The sequence below is a fragment of the Pseudonocardia lacus genome, from assembly GCF_018531445.1.
In the GTDB taxonomy this organism is placed as follows: domain Bacteria; phylum Actinomycetota; class Actinomycetes; order Mycobacteriales; family Pseudonocardiaceae; genus Pseudonocardia; species Pseudonocardia lacus.
The window spans coordinates 20,562-40,282 of the sequence record NZ_JAHDTH010000032.1; the positions used below are offsets into that span (position 1 = coordinate 20,562).

General features: G+C 75.1%; 19 protein-coding genes. 11 read left to right on the forward strand and 8 right to left on the reverse strand.

From position 1 onward, the window contains the following. Positions 1 to 113 precede the first annotated feature (113 nt). Positions 114 to 1,220: an ROK family protein gene (locus KIK08_RS09670; RefSeq protein ID WP_250556669.1), complete on the forward strand. Its 1,107-nt coding sequence runs from the start codon at positions 114 to 116 to the stop codon at positions 1,218 to 1,220. A gap of 164 nt (positions 1,221 to 1,384) precedes the next feature. On the opposite strand, the gene KIK08_RS09675 is transcribed toward KIK08_RS09670, so the two are convergent. Then, the gene (locus KIK08_RS09675; protein WP_214402702.1) at positions 1,385 to 2,230 is read right to left on the reverse strand and encodes a hypothetical protein; all 846 of its coding nucleotides are present in this window, start codon (positions 2,228 to 2,230) and stop codon (positions 1,385 to 1,387) included. 458 nt (positions 2,231 to 2,688) lie between these two features. Here KIK08_RS09675 and KIK08_RS09680 point away from each other — a divergent pair, with 458 nt between their 5' ends. The 5 genes from KIK08_RS09680 (at position 2,689) to KIK08_RS09700 (ending at position 7,655) form a co-directional block, all read left to right on the forward strand. Beyond that, positions 2,689 to 3,675 (forward strand): ABC transporter substrate-binding protein, encoded by a 987-nt coding sequence (locus KIK08_RS09680; RefSeq protein ID WP_308257527.1) that lies wholly within the window; start codon positions 2,689 to 2,691, stop codon positions 3,673 to 3,675. Beyond that, a complete protein-coding gene (locus KIK08_RS09685; protein ID WP_308257528.1) occupies positions 3,672 to 4,436 on the forward strand; it encodes an ABC transporter permease in 765 nt (254 codons plus the stop codon). Before KIK08_RS09680 ends, KIK08_RS09685 begins: the two co-directional genes overlap by 4 nt. Then, positions 4,429 to 5,232, forward strand: a complete 804-nt coding sequence (locus KIK08_RS09690) for an ABC transporter ATP-binding protein (protein ID WP_308257529.1) — start codon at positions 4,429 to 4,431, stop codon at positions 5,230 to 5,232. Before KIK08_RS09685 ends, KIK08_RS09690 begins: the two co-directional genes overlap by 8 nt. A gap of 94 nt (positions 5,233 to 5,326) precedes the next feature. Continuing rightward, positions 5,327 to 6,508 carry an acyl-CoA dehydrogenase family protein gene (locus KIK08_RS09695; protein WP_214402704.1) on the forward strand — a complete coding sequence of 394 codons (1,182 nt, stop codon included), beginning with the start codon at positions 5,327 to 5,329 and terminating at the stop codon, positions 6,506 to 6,508. Further along, a complete protein-coding gene (locus KIK08_RS09700) occupies positions 6,501 to 7,655 on the forward strand; it encodes an acyl-CoA dehydrogenase family protein (RefSeq protein WP_214402705.1) in 1,155 nt (384 codons plus the stop codon). Before KIK08_RS09695 ends, KIK08_RS09700 begins: the two co-directional genes overlap by 8 nt. Before the next feature lie 78 nt (positions 7,656 to 7,733). Here KIK08_RS09700 and KIK08_RS09705 read toward each other — a convergent pair whose 3' ends face one another. From KIK08_RS09705 to KIK08_RS09715, 3 genes are all read right to left on the reverse strand, one after another. Continuing rightward, on the reverse strand, positions 7,734 to 8,930 hold the full coding sequence (locus KIK08_RS09705) for an FAD-dependent oxidoreductase (RefSeq protein ID WP_214402706.1): 1,197 nt from the start codon (positions 8,928 to 8,930) through the stop codon (positions 7,734 to 7,736). Between the two features lie 161 nt (positions 8,931 to 9,091). Further along, positions 9,092 to 9,751, reverse strand: a complete 660-nt coding sequence (locus KIK08_RS09710) for a PadR family transcriptional regulator (protein WP_214402707.1) — start codon at positions 9,749 to 9,751, stop codon at positions 9,092 to 9,094. Positions 9,752 to 9,844: 93 nt separating this feature from the next. Further along, entirely contained in the window at positions 9,845 to 10,354 is a 510-nt protein-coding gene (locus KIK08_RS09715; protein ID WP_214402708.1) for an O-acetyl-ADP-ribose deacetylase, read from the reverse strand. Positions 10,355 to 10,467: 113 nt separating this feature from the next. Between KIK08_RS09715 and KIK08_RS09720 the strand changes: the two genes are divergently transcribed. Together KIK08_RS09720 and KIK08_RS09725 are read left to right on the forward strand one after the other, a co-directional pair. Next, positions 10,468 to 10,620 (forward strand): hypothetical protein, encoded by a 153-nt coding sequence (locus KIK08_RS09720; protein WP_214402709.1) that lies wholly within the window; start codon positions 10,468 to 10,470, stop codon positions 10,618 to 10,620. A gap of 67 nt (positions 10,621 to 10,687) precedes the next feature. Continuing rightward, entirely contained in the window at positions 10,688 to 11,887 is a 1,200-nt protein-coding gene (locus tag KIK08_RS09725) for a multidrug effflux MFS transporter (RefSeq protein ID WP_214402710.1), read from the forward strand. On the opposite strand, the gene KIK08_RS09730 is transcribed toward KIK08_RS09725, so the two are convergent. Both KIK08_RS09730 and KIK08_RS09735 read right to left on the reverse strand, forming a co-directional pair. Beyond that, the gene (locus tag KIK08_RS09730; RefSeq protein WP_214402711.1) at positions 11,841 to 13,121 is read right to left on the reverse strand and encodes an RNA polymerase sigma factor; all 1,281 of its coding nucleotides are present in this window, start codon (positions 13,119 to 13,121) and stop codon (positions 11,841 to 11,843) included. The genes KIK08_RS09725 and KIK08_RS09730 overlap by 47 nt on opposite strands. Next, positions 13,118 to 13,468, reverse strand: a complete 351-nt coding sequence (locus KIK08_RS09735) for a YciI family protein (RefSeq protein ID WP_214402712.1) — start codon at positions 13,466 to 13,468, stop codon at positions 13,118 to 13,120. Before KIK08_RS09735 ends, KIK08_RS09730 begins: the two co-directional genes overlap by 4 nt. 234 nt (positions 13,469 to 13,702) lie before the next feature. On the opposite strand from KIK08_RS09735, the gene KIK08_RS09740 reads away from it, so the two are divergent. Both KIK08_RS09740 and KIK08_RS09745 read left to right on the forward strand, forming a co-directional pair. Beyond that, the gene (locus tag KIK08_RS09740) at positions 13,703 to 15,316 is read left to right on the forward strand and encodes a multidrug effflux MFS transporter (protein ID WP_214402713.1); all 1,614 of its coding nucleotides are present in this window, start codon (positions 13,703 to 13,705) and stop codon (positions 15,314 to 15,316) included. Between the two features lie 54 nt (positions 15,317 to 15,370). Continuing rightward, a complete protein-coding gene (locus tag KIK08_RS09745) occupies positions 15,371 to 16,792 on the forward strand; it encodes a DUF2252 domain-containing protein (protein ID WP_308257531.1) in 1,422 nt (473 codons plus the stop codon). 32 nt (positions 16,793 to 16,824) lie between these two features. Here KIK08_RS09745 and KIK08_RS09750 read toward each other — a convergent pair whose 3' ends face one another. Beyond that, positions 16,825 to 17,169 (reverse strand): DUF3040 domain-containing protein, encoded by a 345-nt coding sequence (locus tag KIK08_RS09750; protein ID WP_214402714.1) that lies wholly within the window; start codon positions 17,167 to 17,169, stop codon positions 16,825 to 16,827. Positions 17,170 to 17,241: 72 nt separating this feature from the next. Here KIK08_RS09750 and KIK08_RS09755 point away from each other — a divergent pair, with 72 nt between their 5' ends. Next, positions 17,242 to 17,994 (forward strand): alpha/beta fold hydrolase, encoded by a 753-nt coding sequence (locus KIK08_RS09755; RefSeq protein ID WP_250556659.1) that lies wholly within the window; start codon positions 17,242 to 17,244, stop codon positions 17,992 to 17,994. 23 nt (positions 17,995 to 18,017) lie between these two features. Here the strand turns inward: KIK08_RS09755 and KIK08_RS09760 are convergent, their stop codons facing one another. Further along, positions 18,018 to 19,520 carry a hypothetical protein gene (locus KIK08_RS09760; RefSeq protein ID WP_214402715.1) on the reverse strand — a complete coding sequence of 501 codons (1,503 nt, stop codon included), beginning with the start codon at positions 19,518 to 19,520 and terminating at the stop codon, positions 18,018 to 18,020. Positions 19,521 to 19,721 lie beyond the last annotated feature (201 nt).

The window sequence follows — 19,721 nt, forward strand, 5'->3', positions numbered from 1 at the left end:
GGGTCGGCAGCGGGACGAACGACGGTTCCGCTGCCGGCACCCCGGACCCCGCCGCCGCGCGCAGCACGGCGGGGGCCCGGCCCGACGAGGCCCGCCGGCACAACCGGGCCGCGCTGCTGCGCCGGCTGCACGTGCACGGTCCGCGCACCCGCGCGACCCTGGCCACCGAGCTGGGGCTCAACCGCAGCACGATCAAGGCCGTGGTCGACGGGCTGGCCGAGGCCGGCGTCGTCAGCGAGGCCGTCCCGGCGCAGCGCAACGGCGCAGGCCGGCCCTCGCTGATGGTCATCCCGGAGGCCGAGGCGGCCGTCGTGCTGGCCATCGACGTGCGGGTCGAGCAGGTCGCCATGTCGATGGTCGGCATCGGCGGCCAGGTACTGGGCCGGCACAGCTGGAACCTGCACAGCCGCACCCGCACCCCCGGCGAGGTGATCACCCACATCGCCGAGTCGGCGCAGCTGCTCGGCGAGGAGCTGGCGGTCACCGCGCAGGGGGCCGGGGTGTCGGTGCCCGGTGTGGTCCGCCGCGACGACGGCTGGGTGCACGAGGCCCCCAACCTCGGCTGGCGCGACGTCGCGCTGGGCACCCGGCTGGCCTCGGTGCTGCACGTCCCGGTGCAGGTGGCCAACGACGCCGAGCTGGGCGCGCTGGCCGAGCACGTGCGCGGCGCCGCCCACGGCGTCACCGACCTGGTCTACATCTCCGCGGACCGCGGCGTCGGCGGCGGGGTGATCTCCGAGGGCAGGCCGCTGCGGGGCACCCGCGGCTACGTCGGCGAGCTCGGGCACCTCGTGGTCCGCCCGGGTGGGCGCGACTGCTACTGCGGATCACGCGGCTGCTGGGAGACCGAGGTCGGGGAGGCGGCGATGTGCCGCGCCCTGGGCCTGCCGGAGGACTCCCCGCGCGGGGTGGTCGTGGCCGAGCTGCGCTCGCTGGCCACCGCCCCGCTCCCCGGGCCCCTCGACGAGCTGGCCGAGTGGCTGACCACGGGCCTGGTGACGGTGGTCAACATGATGGCCCCCGAGCTGGTGGTGCTGGGCGACCTGTTCGCGGCGCTGCCGCCCCCGCTGGTCGACCGGGTCCGCGCGGCGGTGCACGAGCGGAGCCTGGTCAGCAGGGCGGTCGGCGGGACCGTCATCGCGACGAGCCCGTTGGGGCGCGACGCGAAGCTGGTCGGGGCGGCGGAGCTGGCGTTCGAGCCGGTGCTGGGGGCGGTGTAGGCACCCGCCGGCACACGCACACCCGGCGGCTACGACGCACGTGCCTCGACATGTGCGTCGCAGCCGCCGGGTGCGTGTCGTGCAGGGTGGCGGCCGGACGGCGGAGGGCCCACCGGCCCGCCTCGGGGGGCTGGACGGGCCGGTGGGGGCTCTCCGCCACCGGGTCAGGCGTCGGCCGGCACGACCTCGCAGCTCTCGGCGACCGAGGTGTCGGCGAGACCGGCCCGCTGCAGGATGGCGGCGCGCCGGTCCTGCAGGGTGTTGGCCAGGTTCTCGGCCAGGGTGGCGAACTCGTTCGCGGCGGCCTCCGGGTTGGCCTCGCGGGCGACCCTGGCGGCGAAGCGCGGGAAGTCCGCGAGCAGGCGGGCCTCCAGCTGGGCCTCGTTGGCGGCCAGTTCGGTCTCCGCGCGGGCGGCGGCGGCCGGGTCGACGCCGGACAGGTCGGGCTCGTCGCAGCTGATGGCCAGGTTCGTGAGCTCGCGGGCCGCGGGGTCCGCCGGGTCGGCGGGCTCGGGGGCCGCCGGCTGCTCGGGGGCCTGCGGGGCCTCGGCGTCGTCCCCGGGGACGACGACCACCGGCGGCGCGGGCTGCGCGGGCGCGGACGCGTCGGCGCAGCGGGCGTCCAGCGAGGCGATCCGACCGAGGATGATGTCGGCACGGTCGCGGATGGCGCCCAGCTTGTCGGCGAGGCTGCCGTCGGTGATCGTGGCGAGCACCCGGGCCTCGGCCTGCTTCTCGTTGTCCAGCAGCCCGATCTGGGTGGCGCGCTCGGCCAGTTGGGTCTGCGAGCACCCGGCCGGTGCGGCGGGCGCCTGGACGTCGGCGAGTTCGGCCTCGGCGGTCGAGCCGCTGGCCGAGCTGGACAGCGAGATGGCCTCCGAGGCGTCGACGACGGCGTCGGTGGCGCCGGTGGCCAGCGACGTCGTCAGGATGAGGGTGGTCGTGGCGAGCACGGCCACGCCGAGCCCGGCGTAGAGGGTCGTGCGGGCCTGACGGGACTTCGGGAGCATCGCTCCTCCTGGTCGTTCGTCGGCCCGGCCGCCGCCGCGTGCGTGTCGTGGGGAGCGACGGGGTGGTGGCGGCCGGACCGTGCGGCACTGTGCCGCTCGGGGGGTGACCCGAACGTTATGAATCCGATACGCGTCGATCAACGGATTGGGCCGGGAGCGTCGCCGACCGCGTCGGTGGCGGCGCCGACCGTTGACCTGCGAACTACATGGCGCCGCCGGGCGATCCGCCCCGTCCCTCGGCGCCAGGGGTGAGAAATTTCCGCCGCCGTACGTGCACGCGGGCGCCGGGCGACCGCGCCGCGTAAGCTCGGCCCCGACCCGCGGGAGCCCACGATCCGAGGCTGAGAGGGCGGCAGGCCGGCCGTCGACCGTTCGAACCTGACCCGGTTAGCACCGGCGTAGGGAGGACCGTCGTGGCGCGTGCCCGCCCATCCCGTTCCCTGCCCATCCTCCTCGGCGTGCTCGCGCTCGCCGCGGCGGCCTGCGCGGCACCCGGCAGCGGTGACCCCGGCTCGCCGGGCACCGTGCGCATCGCGCTGGACTGGACGCCGAACACCAACCACACCGGCCTGTACGTGGCCCAGCGGGAGGGCTGGTTCGCCGAGGCCGGCCTGGACGTGCAGATCCTGCCCTACAACCAGACCTCGCCCGACACGCTCGTCTCGTCCGGGTCGGCCGAGTTCGGGGTGAGCTTCCAGAACTCGTTCACCTTCTCCAAGGCCGCCGGGGCCGACATCACCTCGGTGATGGCCGTGCTGCAGCACTGGGGCTCGGAGATCGCGGTGCGCGCCGACCGCGCGGACATCACCTCGCCCGCCGACCTCGACGGCAAGGTCTACGGCGGCTTCGGCGACCCGGGGGAGGAGCCGAAGTTGCGCGCCGTCATCCAGAACGCCGGCGGGCGCGGCGAGTTCTCCACGGTCAGCCTGGGCACCACCGCCTACGAGGCCCTCTACTCCGGCGACGTCGACTTCACCGAGCCGTTCGTGGCCTGGGAGGGCATCGAGGCCGAGCTGCGCGGCGAGCCGCTGCGCACCTTCGCCTACAGCGACTACGGCTTCCCGGACGCCTACGGCGTCGTGCTGATCGGCAACTCGCCCTGGCTGGCCACCCACCCCGAGCAGGCCACCGCGTTCGTCCAGGCGGCGCAGCGGGGCTACCAGCTGGCCGCCGACGACCCGGCGCGGGCCGCGCAGGTCCTGGAGGAGGCCAACCCCGGCGCGTTCAGCGAGCCCGAGCTCGTCGAGCGCAGCCAGGCGATGCTGAGCGAGCGCTACCTGCTCGACGAGTCGGGCCGGGTGGGCACGCAGACGCTGGAGCAGTGGGCGGGCTACTCCGGCTTCCTGGTCGACGCCGGCGTGCTGACCGGCCCGGACGGCGCCCCGGTGACGACCAAGCCGGACTTCTCGACCTGGTTCACGACGCAGTACCTCGCGCAGCCGTGAAGGCCGTGGCGGGCCGGTTGCGCCGGCTCGTCCCGGCGCTGGTGCTGGTGGCCGTCGGGCTCCTCGGGTGGCAGTGGTACGTCACGGCGTCGGGGGTACGCCCGCAGGTGCTGCCCTCGCCGCTGCGGGTGCTCACCGAGGGCTGGGCATTCCGCGCCCAGATCTGGGCGAACACGCTGCCGACGCTGCAGGTCACCGCGGTCGGGTTCGCCGTGTCGCTGGCGGTGGGCTGGGCGATCGCGGTGGCGGTGGACTTCTCGCCGTGGCTGCGCCGGGCGCTGACCCCGCTGCTGGTGGCCTCGCAGACGCTGCCGATCATCGCGATCGCCCCGCTGCTGATCATCTGGTTCGGCTTCGGGCTGCTGCCCAAGGTGGTGGTGATCGCCCTGGTGACGTTCTTCCCGATCGCGGTCGGGCTCATCGAGGGCTTCGCCCGCACCGACCGGCAGGCCACCAACCTGCTGCGCAGCATGGGCGCCTCGCGCTGGGAGCAGTTCCGCTACGTGCGGTTGCCCGGGGCGATGCCGTCGTTCTTCACCGCGCTGCGCATCGGCATCACCTACGCGGTCACCGGGGCGATCTTCGCCGAGTACGTCGGGGCGAGCGCCGGGCTGGGCATCTTCATGAACCTGCAGAAGAACTCCTTCCGCACCGACCTCGTGCTGGCCGCCGTCCTGGTCACCGCGCTGATCTCGATCACGCTGTACGGGCTGACGTTCCTCGTGCAGCGCCTGGTCGCCCCCTGGAGCCGTCGTGCTTGATCCGGAGCGGGCTGAGCACAAGCTGGTGATCGAGGGGCTGCGCAAGGCGTTCGGGCCGCTGCCGGTGCTCGACGGCGTCGACTTCGACGTCGCACCGGGGGAGTTCGTGGCGTTGGTCGGCCCGAGCGGCTGCGGGAAGTCCACCCTGTTCGACGTCGTCGCCGGGCTGGAACCGCCCGACGCGGGACGGGTGCTCGTCGACGGCGCGGACGCCACCGGAAGGGTCGACCCGTTCGCCTACATGCCCCAGCGCGACCTGCTGTTCCCGTGGCGGACGGTGCTGGACAACACCACCCTCGGCCTGGAGGTGGCCGGGATGCCGCGCAAGGCCGCCCGCGCGCGGGCGGGGGAGCTGTTCGAGCCGTTCGGGCTGGCCGGGTTCGAGCGGGCGCGGCCGGCGGAGCTGTCCGGCGGCATGCGCCAGCGGGCCGCGCTGCTGCGCACGGTCGTGCAGGACCGCGCCGTGCTGCTGCTGGACGAGCCGTTCGGCGCGCTCGACGCGCTCACCCGGATCGACATGCAGCTGTGGCTGGAGGGGGTCCGCGCGGGCTTCGGATGGACCGTCCTGCTGATCACCCACGACATCCGCGAGGCCGTGTTCCTGGCCGACCGGGTGCTCGTGCTCGGCCCGCGACCGACGTCCGTGCGCCACGAGGTCGTGGTCGACCTGCCCCGTCCGAGGGGGGTGGCGATGATCACGCAGCCGCGGTTCGCCGAGCTGGAGGCGCGGGTGCTGGAGCAGGTCAGCCGCGGTCGGGCCGACGCGCCGGAGCCCGCACGCGATTCCGAACACTGATTTGTGCGCCACAACCCCTGATCTGGTGCGTTCGGACCAGTGACCGGCGGGCCCGTCGTCGGTTACGGTCCGGACCGACCGTCACGGAGGTGTCATGGACGACAGCGCACGGGTCGAGAAGGCCGCGCGGCAGGTCGTGGAGACGCACGACCCCAAGAAGGTGCCACTGCGGGAGTTCCTGGGCGCGTGCTACGACGCAGGCGTCTCCTGGGTGCACTTCCCGGAGGGCCTGGGTGGGCTCGGGGTGTCCCGCGGCCTGCAGGCCGTCGCGGACGAGATCCTGCAGGGCGCGGGCGGGATGAACCCGTTCGCCATCAACCCGATCGGCCACGGGATGGCCGCCCCCACCGTGCTGGAGCACGCGCAGGGCGACCTGGCCGCGCAGTTGCTGCGCCCGCTGGCCAGCACCGAGCACATCTGGTGCCAGCTGTTCAGCGAGCCGGGCGCCGGCTCCGACCTGGCCGGGCTGGCCACGTCGGCGGTCAAGGACGGCGACGAGTGGGTCATCAACGGCCAGAAGGTGTGGACGAGCCTGGCGCACCGGGCCCGCTACGCGCTGCTGCTGGCGCGCAGCGACCCCGACGCGTTCAAGCACAAGGGCCTGACGTACTTCGTCATGGACATGCAGGCCCCCGGCGTGGAGACCCGGCCGCTGCGGCAGATGACCGGGCAGGCCGAGTTCAACGAGGTCTACATGACCGACGTCCGCATCCCCGACTCGTACCGCCTCGGTGCCGTCGGCGACGGCTGGCGCGTCGCGATGACCACGCTGATGAACGAGCGCTCCTCGATCGGCGGCAGCTCGTCGGTCCGCGGGGTCGGCGCGATCGGTGACGCGGTCGACCTGTGGGCCGCCCGCCCCGACCTGCGCACGCCGGTGCTGCGCGACAAGCTGGCCGCGCTCTGGACGAAGGCCGAGGCCCAGCGCCTCACCGACCAGCGGGCCCGCCGCTCGGCCGGCGCCGGCTCGCCCGGACCGGAGGGCTCGATCGCCAAGGTCGTCTCGGCCGAGCTCAACCAGGCCGTCTACGCGTTCTGCATGGAGCTGCTCGGCCCGGAGGCGACGCTCTACGGCGACTACACGCTGCGCGACATCGGCCGCATGGAGGACTACCGCGGCGGGGTCCAGCAGCGGTTCCTGCGCGCGCAGGCCAACACCATCGAGGGCGGCACGTCCGACGTGCTGCGCAACGTCATCGGCGAGCGCGTGCTGGGCCTGCCCGGCGACCTGCGCGCCGACAGCGGCAAGCCGTGGAAGGAGATCCCCCGTGGCTGACACGGCTGTCCAGGAGGAAGCTCTGTCCCCCGAGTTCGTCTTCACCTCCGAGCAGAAGGACCTGCGCAAGGCGGTCCGCGAGCTGCTGGCCGACCGGGCCGACGAGGCCACCGTCCGGGCGCTGATGGAGACCGGGTCCGGCTACGACCCGCAGGTGTGGGCGCGGCTGGGCGGCGAGCTCGGGGTGCTGGGCCTGGCCGTGCCCGAGGAGCTGGGCGGGGTCGGCGGCACGCTGGTCGACCAGGCCGTCGTGGCCGAGGAGTTCGGGGCGGCGCTGCTGCCCGGTCCGGTGCTGGGCACCGTCGGGCTGGCGATCCCGGCGCTGGTGGCGCTGGGCGCCGGGGCCGGGTCCGAGACGGCCGAGCTGCTGGAGGCGCTGGTCGCGGGCACCCGGACGGCCGCGTTCGCGGCGCCGGAGTTCGGGGCCGCCCCGCAGGTCACCTCCACCGGTGACGCGCTGAACGGCACCCTGTCGCAGGTGGTCGACGGCGGCGCCGACGTGCTGATCGTCGCGGCCACCGGCCCCGACGGCCTGGGCCTCTACGCCACCGAGGGCGGCGAGCGCAGCAGGCTGAGCACGTTGGACCAGACGCGTCGGCAGGCGAGGGTCGTCCTCGACGGCGCCCCGGCCCGGCTGCTGGCCTCGGGCGCGGCCGCGGAGAAGGCCATCGCGCACGCGCAGCGCGTCGGTGGGGTGCTGCTGGCCGCCGAGCAGGTCGGCGGCGCGCAGAGGCTGCTGGACCTGTCGCTGGCCTACGCCAACACCCGGCTGCAGTTCGGCCGGAAGATCGGCTCGTTCCAGGCCGTCAAGCACCGGATCGCCGACATGTTCGTGCTGGTCGAGCACGCCCGCTCGACGGCGTACCACGCGGCCTGGGCGTTGCAGGACGGCTCGGACGACCCCGACCTCGCGGTCAGCGTCGCCCAGGCCACGTGCTCGGAGAACTACCAGAAGGTCGCCGCCGACACCGTCCAGGTGCACGGCGGCATCGGCTTCACCTGGGAGCACCCGACGCACCTGTACTACAAGCGGGCCGTCACCGACGCCGCCCTGCTGGGCAGCGCCGCCGCGCACCGCGACCGCATCGCCGCCCTGGTGCTGGACACGGCCGAGCCCACCGGCCGCGCCACCGTCGCCCAGGGCTGAAGCCCACCGTCGAGAACGAAGTTGTGGTGAATTGGACCGGTCCAAATTCACCACAACTTCGTTCTCGACGGGGGTGGGTCAGGGGGTCAGGGCGGTGGCGCGGGCGTCCCAGTCGATCCTGAAGCGCTGCTGGGGGCCCAGGGTGCGCTCCGGGTTCATCAGGTAGCGCGTGGCCAGCGGCATGACCGCCCGCATCATCAGCCGGCCGACCGCGCCGGGTGCCTTGGCGTGGTTGATCCGGGCCGCGGCGGCGGCGATCCGTTCGACGCGGGGCCGGCGCGCCGCCTCGTAGGCGGCGAACGCGGACGGCACGTCGGGCAGGTCGCGCAGGCAGCGGGCCAGCTCGATGGCGCTCTCCACGGCCAGCGACGCGCCCTGGCCCGAGCTGTTCGACGGCGCGTGCACCGCGTCGCCGACCAGCACCATCCGGCCCCGGTGCCAGTGCGGCACCGGCGGCATGATGTGCAGCGCCCCCGCGACCTGCAGCGTCTCGACGAGCGCGGTGTCCATCAGCGCCGCGCCCGGGTCGTCGTCGGCGTAGGTCTCGCGCAGCGTGCGCAGCCACTGCTCGGCCGGCACCGCCCGCGCCTCGGTGAACGGCATCGGGGTGGGCCGGGGGAGGTTCGCGCCCCAGCCCGTGCGGCCGTCGGCCAGCGACCAGTACAGGTAGTACGCCCGCCGGCCGAAGGCGAACGTCATCGTCCCCGGCTCGCCGACGCCGTGCGTGGAGATCCCCTCCAGCCCGAGCAGGCCGGTGTAGCCGGCGTCGGGGGCGTCGGGGTCGATCAGCTTGCGGACGGTCGAGTGCACCCCGTCCGCCCCCACGAGCACGTCGGCGGTGGCGGTGCGGCCGTCGGCGAACCGGGCGGTGACGCCGGAGCCGGTCTCCTCGACCCCGACCAGGCGGCTGCCGTGCACGATCGGCACGCCCTGCTCGGTGGCGACGCGGTGCAGCTCGCGGTGCAGGTCGCCGCGGGGCGTCTGGCGCTGCGGGGGCAGGTCGGCGAGTCGGGGCAGCTCGACGCGGCTGTCGCCGCCGGTCGACATGGCGGTGCTGGTGATGGGCTGGCCGGTGGCCACGGCGCTCTCGGCGCCGACGACCGCCAGCGCGGCCTGCCCGTTCGGGGCGATGGCCAGGCTCCCGCCGATGCCGTCGGCCGGGCCGGGGTGGGCCTCGTGGACGGTGGCCTCGATGCCGGCCTTGCGCAGGGCCATCGCGGCCACCGGACCGGCGATGCCGCCGCCGATGACGATCGCCGTTCTCACGTCGGACATGGGTGCTCCCAGGGGTGTGTGTGCGGTTCGGTGCGTTGCGCGAACCGCCCGTGGGGGAGCTCCCGGTTATCCTCGTGAGTGCCATCTCGTGGCCGGGTCGCCCCGCGCGGCGCGGTTCGAGGGTGCGGGCCCCGGTGTTGCAGCACCGGGGCCCGCTTCTGTCAGTCGGTGGGCTCGGCCGTGGTGAACGTCCCTTCCGCGAGCGCGGCGACCTCCGCCGACACCCGGCCCGTCTCGTGCCAGGCCCGCCACTCGGCCATGCCGGGGTAGCGGCCCGAGTCGATCTGGTCGAGCAGCCCGCGCACCCAGGAGGCCTCCGCCTCCCGCATGGCCAGCTCGAACTCGTCCTCGACCAGGAACAGCGGCGGGACGGTGCCCGCGTGGCCGGCCAGCGCCGCGCGCCGGCCGGAGACCTCGGCGTCGAGCAGGTCGATCCGCCCGCGCAGCAGCTCGGCCGCCTCGTCCGGGGGCAGCACGACCAGCACCGACAGCCCCGCCTTGAACCGGCTCGGCTCCGTCTCCGGCGTCGAGACCAGCTCGCGGGCCCAGTCGAGCAGCTCGGCGCGGCCCTCGTCGGTGATCCGGTAGACGGTGCGCTCGGGGCGGGCGCCCTGCCGGGAGCTCTCCGCCGCCGCCAGCAGCCCGTGCTTGTCCAGGTTGCGGACGACGGTGTAGAGCGAGCCCCACTTGATGGGCATGTCGTCGTCCTTGCCCCACCCGCGCAGGGCCTGGCCCATCTCGTAGGGGTGCATGGGGCGGTAGGCGACGGTGGACAGGACGGCGAGAGCGAGGAGGTTGCCCACCCGTCGTCGCTTCGCCATCACGGACCTCGTCTCCGATTGTTCGTCCACGAGTATACGCACGCGGGGAGTTGTCGGGGAAGCCCGTCCCGAGAGTCGCTCCGGCGCGGGGTTTCAGCCGGCGGCGGCGGTGAACGCCCGCAGCGCGGCGTCGTCGAACAGCACGAACCGGACCTCCGCCACGTTCGTCGGCGTCTCGCGGACGGTCGTCACGGCGATGCGGGCGGCGTCGTCCATCGGCCAGCCGTAGACCCCGGCCGAGATCGCCGGGAACGCGACACTGCGCGCGCCGAGCTCGTCGGCCACGCGCAGCGACTCCCGGTAGCAGGAGGCCAGCAGGTGCGAGCGGTCCTCCCGCTTCGCGTGCACGGGGCCGACCGTGTGGATCACCCAGCGGGCCGGGAGCCGGCCGGCGGTGGTGGCGACGGCCCGGCCGGTCGGCAGGCCGTCGGGGAGCGTGGTCGCGCGCAGCTCGCGGCAGGCGGCGAGGATCTGCGGGCCGCCGCGGCGGTGGATGGCGCCATCGACGCCGCCCCCGCCCAGCAGCGACGAGTTCGCGGCGTTGACGACCGCATCGACGTCGGCCTCGGTGATGTCCCCGCGCACCAGGGCGATCTCGGTCATCGGGCCATCCTGGCCCGCCGCGGGTGCACCCGCAGGGACGCCCGTTTCATCAGTTCTGGGGATAACGTCCGTTCGGCGGTAACCGTGTGCGTACGTTCGCCGAAGTCGGGGGCATGACCGCCTACGACTTGGGTCACCCCCCGCGGCCCGGCGCCGCGCCGGGACCGTCCCTGACCACCCGCCCCGACGTCGGCGCCTTCATCGCGATGATGTTCGGGCTGGCCGTGTTCGCGTTCCTGCTGGGGCTGCTCGCCCTCGCCGTCTGACCCCGGTGTGACCAAGCCGTCCGCCGGAGTGCGGGCGGGTGCGCCGGTCGCCACGTAGGAAGAGCGGGTGACGGCTGCGCCACCCACCACCCGCGTCCCGCTCGGGCTGGTGCTCGCCCTGGGCGGGCTGTCCAGCTTCGGCCCGCTCGCCCACGACCTCTACCTGCCGGCGCTGCCGGCGATGGCCGCCGACCTGGCCACGACCGAGGCGGCCACCCAGCTGACGCTCTCGGCCTGCATGGTCGGGATGGCGCTGGGCCAGCTGCTGGTCGGGCCGCTCACCGACCGCGTCGGACGGCGCGGACCGCTGCTCGCGGGCGTCGCGTTGTTCGCCGTCACCGCCGGGCTGTGCGCGCTGGCCCCGTCGATCGAGCTGCTGCTCGTGCTGCGCCTGGTCAGCGGGCTGGCCGGGGGCGCCGGCATCGTGATCGCCCGGGCGATGGTGCGCGACCTGTACCAGGGCGCCGCCGCGGCCAGGGTGTTCGCGCTGCTGGTCACGGTGACGGGCGTGGCGCCGGTGGTGGCGCCGCTGCTGGGCGGGCAGCTGCTGCGGGTGACCGACTGGCGAGGCGTGTTCTGGGCGCTGGCCGCCATCGGGCTGGTGCTGCTGGTGGCGGCCCTGACCCGGCCCGAGTCGCTGCCGCCGGAGCGTCGTCGCGCCGGGGGCCTGCGGGCCACCGGCCGGGTGGTGGGCCGGCTGCTGCGCGATCGCTCGTTCGTCGTCCCGGCGCTGGTGCAGGGCCTGGGCGTGTGCGGGATGTTCGTCTACATCGCCATGGGCAGCTTCGTGCTGCAGGGCGTCTACGGCCTGGACGTGCAGGGCTTCTCGCTCGTGTTCGCGGCCAACTCCCTGGCGCTGGTCCTGCTGGGCCGGCTCAGCGCGGCGCTCGTCGGCCGGCTCGGGGCGCGCCGGCTGCTCGCGGCCGGCGTCGGGTTGGCCCTGCTGGCGGCCGTGGCCATGCTGGTGGGGGTGCTCGTGTCGGACTCGGTGTGGGCGCTGCTGCCGCCGCTGCTGGTGCTCGTCGGCTGTTCCGGGCTGATCCTGCCCAACGGGACGGCGCTGGCCCTGGCCGAGCAGGGCGAGGTCGCCGGTACGGCGTCGGCGCTGGTCGGGCTGACCCAGTTCGGGCTGGCCGCCGCGGTGCCGCCGTTGGCCTCGCTGGGCGGGGTGTCCCCGGTCGTCATGGCGGTGACGACGGTGGCGACGACCGCGGCCGCCGTCACCGTGCTCGTCGTCGGTCGGCCCGGTCGGGTCGGCGCTCGGTGAGCGCGGCGAGCCGGTCCCGCAGGTGGGCGCGGTGCGCGGCGTTCTGCGGCAGCCGCAGGGCTGCCGCGTAGGCCGCGGCGGCCTCCTCGTCGCGGCCCAGCCGGGCCAGCAGTTCGGCGCGGGCGGCGTGCGCGGCCGGGTAGTCGTCCAGCCCGGACACCGCGTCCAGCTCGGCCAGCCCCGCCCCGGGCCCGTGCAGCTCGGCCACCGCGACGGCCCGGTTCAGCCGCACGACCGGGGTGTCCTGCACCGTCAGCAGCACCTCGTACCAGGACAGCACGGCCGCCCAGTCGGTCTCGGGCCAGCTCGGGGCCAGCGCGTGGCAGGCGGCGATGGCGGCCTGCACGACGTAGGGGTCGGGGACGTCGGGGGAGCGGCGCAGGCCCTCGCCGACCAGGACGACGCCCTCGGTGATGAGGGCGCGGTCCCAGCGGGAGCGGTCCTGGTCGGGCAGCAGGACCGGACGGCCGTCCGCCTGGTGGCGGGCCGCGCGGCGGGAGTCCTGCAGCAGTTCCAGCGCCAGCAGGCCGAGCACCGAGGCCTCGCCCGGCATCAGCTCGGCCAGCAGGCGGGTCAGCCGCACGGCCTCCCCGACCAGTGCCGGGCGGACCGGGGCGTCGCCGTGCGAGGCCGAGTAGCCCTCGTTGAACAGCAGGTACACGGTCGCCAGCACGCCGCGCAGGCGTTCGGGCAGCTCGTGGTCGTCGGGCACCCGGTACGGGATCCGGGCCCGGGCGATCTTCTGCTTGGCCCGGGTCAGCCGCTTGGTCATGGTCGACTCGGAGACCAGCAGCGCCCGCCCGACCTCGGCCGCGGACAGCCCGCACAGGGTGCGCAGCGCCAGTGCCACCTGGCTGGGCACGTCGAGCGCGGGGTGGCAGCAGGTGAAGACGAGCCGCAGCAGGTCGTCGCGCACCGCGGGCTCGTCGGGCTCCTCGGCGGGCGGGTCGAGCAGGGCCACGGCGTCGGCCTCCTTCCCGCCGCGGGCCGCTTCCCGACGGGCGAGGTCGATCGCCCGGCGGCGCGCGGTCAGCGTGAGCCAGGCCCGGGGCTCGGACGGGACACCGTCGCGCGGCCAGGTCGCGAGCGCCCGCTCGGTGGCGTCCTGGACGGCGTCCTCGGCGAGCTGCAGGTCGCCGGTGACCCGCACGAGGGTCGCCAGCACGCGCCGGCCCTCGTCGCGCACGAGGCGGACGAGGGCGGCGCGCGCCGGCTGCGGATCGGGCGTGCTCACCCGCCGAACTGGATGATCGGGCGCACCTCGACGCCGCCGTCCCACGCCCCCGGGATCTGCGCGGCGACCTTGATCGCCTCGTCCAGGTCGGCGCACTCGAGCAGGTAGAACCCGGAGAGCACCTCCTTGGTCTCGGCGAACGGGCCGTCGGTGGTGACGATGTCGCCGCCCTTGCCGCCGCGGACCCGGACGGTGGTGGCGGTGCCGGTGGGGTAGAGCGCCGCGCCGCCGCGGATCACCGCGGCGGCGGCCTCGCCGAACTCCGTGTAGTCGGCCATGACCGCCTCCTGCTCGGGGGCGGTCCAGTCGAGGTCGGAGGAGTAGATGATGGCGGCGTAGGTGGGCATCGGGGGCTCCTTCGGGACGTCGGCCGGTCCGATCGACCGGCTCACCCTATGAACGGTCGGACGGAGCGCGTCGGGACATCCGCGGCACGAAAAGCTGCCGGCCGGTGTTTGCCCTGTACGCCAGGCGGACACGCGACCGGACAGTGCACTCCGAGTGCGGATACCCTCCCCGTCGAACCGGGAATGCCCCGATCGGCCGACGAAATAAGTGCGTGCTCACCGTAGGAAATACGGGTGATCGTGACCTCCGCGGTGCGCGTCCGGACCGGCCGGGTGCTCGCGCTGGGTGCCCTGTCGAGCTTCGGTCCGCTGTCACTGGACCTCTACCTCGCCGGCCTCCCGGCCATGGCCGCCGACCTGCGGACGACCGTGTCGGCCACCCAGCTCTCCCTGTCCGTCTGCATGTTGGGGCTGGCGCTCGGGCAGTTATTCGCGGGGCCGATCACCGACCGGCTCGGCAGGCGGCGGATGCTCATCGGCGGGGTCGCGATGTTCGCCGTGACGTCCGCGCTGTGCGCGGTGGCCCCGTCGATCGAGGTCCTGCTGCCCCTGCGGCTGCTCGGCGGCCTGGGCGGCGGGGCCGGCATCGTCGTCGCCCGGTCGATGGCCCGCGACCTCTACGATGGCCCCGTGCTGGCCCGGGTGCTGGCGCAGCTGATGCTGGTCAGCGGCATGGCGCCGGTGGTCGGGCCGGTGCTGGCCGGGCAGGTGCTGCGGTTCACCGACTGGCGCGGGCTGTTCGCCGTGCTGGCCGGGATCGGCCTGCTGCTGCTGGTCACCGCGCTGACCCAGGGCGAGACGCTGCCGGTGGAGCGCCGCCGCGCGGTCGGGGCCCGCGACACCGCCCGGGTGCTGTGGAGCCTGCTGCGCGACCGCACGTTCCTGCCCCCCACCCTCGTGCTGGGGCTCGGGCTGTGCGCGATGTTCACCTACCTCGCCATGGCCAGCTTCGTGCTGCAGCAGGTCTACGGCCTCGACCCGCAGACCTTCGCGCTGGTGTCCGCGGTCAACGCCCTGGGCATCGTGGCGTTCTCCCAGGCCAGCGTGCTCCTGGTGCCCCGCGTGGGGTCGGTGAACCTGCTCACCGCCGGCGTCGGGCTGGCCTGCCTGGCGGCGGCGGCGATGGCGGTCGGGGTCGTCGTCTCCGGCTCGGTCGTCGCGCTGCTGGTGCCGCTGTTCGTGCTCGTCGGCTGCACCGGCCTGATCGGTCCCAACGCGACCGCGCTCGCCCTCGACCGGCACGGCGACCTCGCCGGCAGCGCCTCGGCGCTGCTGGGCCTGTCGCACTTCGGGTTCGCCGCCGTCGTGCCCCCGCTGGCCTCGCTGAACGGCGTGTCGCCGCTGGTCATGGCGATCACCGCGGTGGGGACTACGGCGACCGCCGCCACCGTGCACCTGCTGGCCGTGCGCCCGCGGGCCGCGGCCGCGTCCCCGCAGGTGCTCGGCCGGGCCGCGGTGGACCCGTGGGGTGGCCCGGTCGCGGCCGTCCCGGCGCCCAGCACCTGGCGCGAGCCGGTCCCGGAGGCCGTCCCGGACCCGGCGGACTTCGACTACCAGCCGCACGCGCGCTGGCGGCGCCTCGAATGGGCCCCCGTCGTCGACGCCCGGCCCGACGGCGCGACCGGGACGGGCTGGCTGCAGCCCGTCGGCCGGGCCAGCCGCACGGCCCACGAACTCGCCGCGGAGCGGCAGCGCGAAGAGCACCTGCGCAGGCTCCGGTGGGAGCTGGACCGCCGCCGCGAGTGGCAGCGGATCGCCGAGCACGCCCGGCAGGCCCGGATCGCCATCGAGGAGACCGAGCGGCTCGCCGCCGCCGACACCGACCCGACCGGACGATCGGCGCGCTGAGCGCCGGGCAGCCGCCGGCCCGCGCCGGCGTTGCTGCGGACGTACGATCCCGGCGTGGACGCCCCGGCCAGGCACGCGCACACGGTCCTCGCCGACGCCGACGGCGAGGCCTACATGTCGTTGCGGCGCCGGCCCGTGGAGCGCTCGGAGCGCTACGCGATCGGCAAGAACCTGCGCCGGCGCGTGCCGCGCTCGTCGCTGGCCGAGTGGGAGCCGCCGCGCGGGCGGCCCGACCCCGTCCAGCAGATCATCGACAACCACGTGGGCCGGCTCGACCGGCTCGTCCCGATCCGGGTCGGGCGGATGATCGCCTCGCCCTACGGGTTCCTGCGCGGCTCGGCCGTGGTGATGGCCGAGGACGTGGCCCACCTGCCGGCCACCGGGATCACCCCGGTCGTCTGCGGCGACTCCCACCTGGGCAACTTCGGCTTCTACGCCTCGCCGGAGCGCGACCTCGTGATGGACCTCAACGACTTCGACGAGGCCCACCCCGGGGGCTGGGAGTGGGACCTGCGCCGGCTGGTGGCCAGCATCTGGGTCGCCGGCCGGCACAACGGCGCCGCGGAGGACGGCTGCCGGGCCGCCGTGGCCGCGTGCGTGGCGGCGTACCGCGACGAGGTCCGCTACCTCGCGGAGCAGCCGCTGCTGTCGCGCTCCTACCAGCGCCTCGACGTCGACCGCCTGCAGGAGGACACCCCGAAGGGCTCCCTGCGCCACGCCGTGCAGAAGGCCGCCCGCCGGGCCCGCAGGCGCACCAGCGACCGGGCGCTGCCGCGGTTCACCGAGCAGGTCGGCGAGGTGCGCCGGATCGTCGAGGAGCCCCCGCTGATCACCCGGGTGACCGGAGCCGAGGCCGAGCTGATGGCGGTCGCGCTCGACGAGTACCTGCTCACGCTGGCCCCGCACTGGCGGCGCATGCTCGGCGGCTACACGCTCGTCGACATCGCGCACAAGGTCGTCGGGGTGGGCAGCGTGGGGCTGCGCGCGTACGTGGTGCTGCTGGAGGGCTCCTCGCCGGAGGACGTGGTGTTCCTGCAGCTGAAGCAGGCCCGCCGGTCGGTGCTCGCCCGCTACGTGCACGGCGAGTCCGCCTGGCACGCCCACCAGGGCCAGCGGGTGGTGGAGTACCAGCAGGCGCTGCAGACCGTCAGCGACCCGCTGCTGGGTTGGACGACCGTGGACGGCCGCCAGTACTACGTGCGCCAGTTCCGCAACATGAAGGGCACGGTGCCGCTGGACGCCATCGACGCCGGCTCCCTCGCCGACTACGCCGGGGTGGTGGGCCACCTGCTGGCCAAGGGCCACGCCCGTACCAGCGGGGCGTCGATGATCGCCGGCTACGTCGGCGGTTCCCCGAAGCTGGACGAGGCGCTGTGCGCGTTCGCCCGTGCCTACGCCGACCAGACCGAGGCCGACCACGCGGCGCTGGTGGCGGCCGTCGACCGCGGCCTGCTCCCCGTCGAGCGGGGGGTGTAGGCCCGCGACGGGGGACCGCGGCTACGACTCGGCTACGACTCGGCGGGCTTGCGCGCGGGCGGGCCGCCCGCGGAACGCTGCCGGCGCAGCGTGCGCAGCCGCGGCAGCACCAGCACGAGTCCGGTCAGCGCGATCGACCCCGCGACCGCCGCCGCTCCGGCCACGCCGCCGATGAAGGCCGCCGCCAGCAGCAGCGCGCAGGCCACGGCCGCGTAGACCGCCAGCGCCGCCTTGGGCAGCGGCTCGGCCGTCGACCCGCCGATGGAGAACCGCCGGATCAGCTCGGGATCGTCCTCGGTCAACCGGCGTTCGAGCTCGGCGAGCTGCTTGCGCTCGGCGTTCGTGAGGCGGCGGTCCGACGGCAGGTCTGGGAACATGTCAGGGAGTACCCCGGAATCGTCCGGGTCATGGGACGAGTTTCGGGAGATCACCAGGTGAGAGCGGGGAACATGACGGCGTCCGCCCGGGTGCTCGGGCGGGCGCTCTACCGCGAGTTCGGTCCGGTCCTCGGCATCGGGCGCGGCCGCCTGCGCCGGCACCCGGTGTGGACCTCGCCGACGCCCGACGGCGACGGCGTCGGCGTGGTCGTGGTGCCCGGGTTCGGGGGCACGGACCCGAGCATGGCACTGCTGCGGCGATGGCTGCGCGGGCGCGGCTACCGGCCCACCGGCGCCAGCCTGTGGTTCAACCTCGGCTGCACCGGCGACCTCGTCGACCGGTTGGAGCGGCGCGTCGTCGAGCACGCGAGGGCCACCGGCGGGCCGGTCGTCCTGCTCGGGCACAGCCGTGGCGGCTGGCTGGGCCGGCTCGTCGCCGTGCGCCGCCCCGAGCTCGTGCGCGGGCTCGTCATGCTGGGCAGCCCCGTCCTGGACCCGCTCGACGCCCGCGGTCTCGCCCCGCTGCTGCTGCGGCTGCTGGTCCGGCTGTCCGCGGTCGGGCTGCCGGGCCTGCTCGACCGCGAGTGCATCGACGGCGCCTGCCGCGACGTCACCGTGCGGGGGCTGTCCGCGCCGCTGGAGGTCCCGGCGGTGGCGATCTTCTCCCGCGAGGACGGCGTGGTCGGGTGGGAGTCGTGCCGCGACCCGGCGGCCGAGTGGGTCGAGGTGCGCAGCAGCCACACGGGGATGGGCATCGACCCGGAGCTCTACGAGCACCTGGTGCCGCGGCTGCGGGCGTGGGTGCGGCGGATCGCCGCCGCCTGACCGGTAGCGCTACCGGGGTCGGGTCAGCGGCCCCGATCCCCGCGGTCGGAGTCGCCGCGGTCCTTCCCGCTGTCGCCCCCGCTGTCTCCGTCGTGACGGTCGGAGCCGCTGCGGTCGTTCTTGCTGTCGCTGCCGTCGTGGTCGGAGCCGGCGCGGTCCTTCTTGTCGTCGCCGTCCTTCCCGCTGTCGCCGTCCTGCTTGCTGTCGCCGTCCTGCTTGCTGTCGCTGTCGTGGCGGTCGGAGTCGGCGCGGTCCTGCTTGCTGTCGCCGTCGTCGTGGTCGGAGTCGGCGCGGTCCTCGTCGCTGTCGCGGTCCTTCTCGGCGCCGCGATCGTGCTCGTCGCCGCCACTGTCGCCGCCACTGGCGCGGTCGGAGGCACTGCCCTCGTCGCGAGACCCGCTCTCGTCAGCGGCGCGCTCCTCCTCGCCGGAGTCCTCCTCCGACGAACTCCCGCCGTCGTGGTCGTCGAACCACTGGTCGCTCGTCCAGGACGCCTGCGGGGAGCCGGCCTCGAACCAGTCGTCGCTGGCCCAGCCGCTGTCGTCGGGCTCGACCCGGTCGGCCTTCCCGGGCTCGAACCACTGCTCGGCGGCCCACCGGGACGCCCCGAACCGGTCGAGCGCCCGGTGATCGTCGCGCGCGTCGGCTCCGCGGTCGCCGCGGGAGGGGCGGTCGTCGTCGTGGACGGGCGGAGCGGGCCGCTCGGCGGGCCGGGGCGCCGCGGGCTGGTCGCGCGCCTCGGTGGCCCGGCCGTGCGCCGAGGAGCGCTCGAACCAGTCGGGGACGTGCGCGGCGCTGTCGCTGTCGTGGCCGTTGCCGTTGTGCTGGCGGTCGTCGTCGCTGTGCCGGTTGTCGCCGGTGTGGCCGTCGTGGTGGTCGCCGTTCGACCCGTTGCCGTGCTCGGCGCGCGCCTGGGGCTCGTGGCCGGTGTCGTGCGACCGGCCGGGCGCGTCCTCGGTGCCGTGCGCGGGGGCGGCGACGAGCCGATCGGCCGGCTGCGCGGGGGCGGGGACCATGGCCAGCGCGCTGCCCCGGCCGGGCACCAGCGGGTTGTCGAACTCGAACGGCAGGCCGGGGATCGTGGCCGCCTCGGCCAGCGCCGCCTCGGCGGCCGGCGGCAGGCCCAGGCGCGTGCCGGCGGCGAGCGGGGGCTGTTGCTTGTGCGGGCGGTCGAGGCGGGTGCCGGAGCCGTCCGTGTCGGCGTCGACGGGCTGGGCGGGCACCGGGGACGTGGTCGTCGGTTGCGGCTCGGGTGTCTCGACCGGAGCGGCGCCGGTGCCGGCGAGGGGCTGCAGTGCCGCCGTGTACGCGACCGAGCCGGTGGCGACGGCGACCATGCCGGCGGCGAGCGTGGTGGTCAGCGCGGCGCGCGGGCCGTTGTGGCGGTCGGCGCGGCGGCGGTTGCGGGCGGGCGGGGCGGCGGCCGACGAGCTGCCGCCCGCGGTCGGGACCGCGGGACCGATGAGGTCGCTGTCGCGAACGCCCGCACGGCGTCGCGGAGAGCCGCTGGCGTGCTTGCCCCCCACCAGACCTCCCCCTGCCGAAGCCCGACCGATCACGGGTAGTGCACATCCTGCCGGTGAACCCGGGTGGAGGGTAGACGGTGCGTGGCGGCGGCCGCGCGGCGGAACGGCGATTCGTGACGGCGCTGTTTCCGCGGCGGCGGCGGTTAGATCAGACAGCGGGTACGGCGTACGGCCGTTCAGTCGAACCAATTGCGCGAAGCG

Bases quoted from the DNA above. Each gene is read 5' to 3' on its own strand.
- KIK08_RS09675 (WP_214402702.1), bottom strand. From the start codon at position 2,230: ATGCTCCCGAAGTCCCGTCAGGCCCGCACGACCCTCTACGCCGGGCTC.
- KIK08_RS09695 (WP_214402704.1), top strand. From the start codon at position 5,327: ATGGACGACAGCGCACGGGTCGAGAAGGCCGCGCGGCAGGTCGTGGAG.
- KIK08_RS09705 (WP_214402706.1), bottom strand. From the start codon at position 8,930: ATGTCCGACGTGAGAACGGCGATCGTCATCGGCGGCGGCATCGCCGGT.
- KIK08_RS09710 (WP_214402707.1), bottom strand. From the start codon at position 9,751: ATGGCGAAGCGACGACGGGTGGGCAACCTCCTCGCTCTCGCCGTCCTG.
- KIK08_RS09715 (WP_214402708.1), bottom strand. From the start codon at position 10,354: ATGACCGAGATCGCCCTGGTGCGCGGGGACATCACCGAGGCCGACGTC.
- KIK08_RS09720 (WP_214402709.1), top strand. From the start codon at position 10,468: ATGACCGCCTACGACTTGGGTCACCCCCCGCGGCCCGGCGCCGCGCCG.
- KIK08_RS09735 (WP_214402712.1), bottom strand. From the start codon at position 13,468: ATGCCCACCTACGCCGCCATCATCTACTCCTCCGACCTCGACTGGACC.
- KIK08_RS09750 (WP_214402714.1), bottom strand. From the start codon at position 17,169: ATGTTCCCAGACCTGCCGTCGGACCGCCGCCTCACGAACGCCGAGCGC.
- KIK08_RS09755 (WP_250556659.1), top strand. From the start codon at position 17,242: ATGACGGCGTCCGCCCGGGTGCTCGGGCGGGCGCTCTACCGCGAGTTC.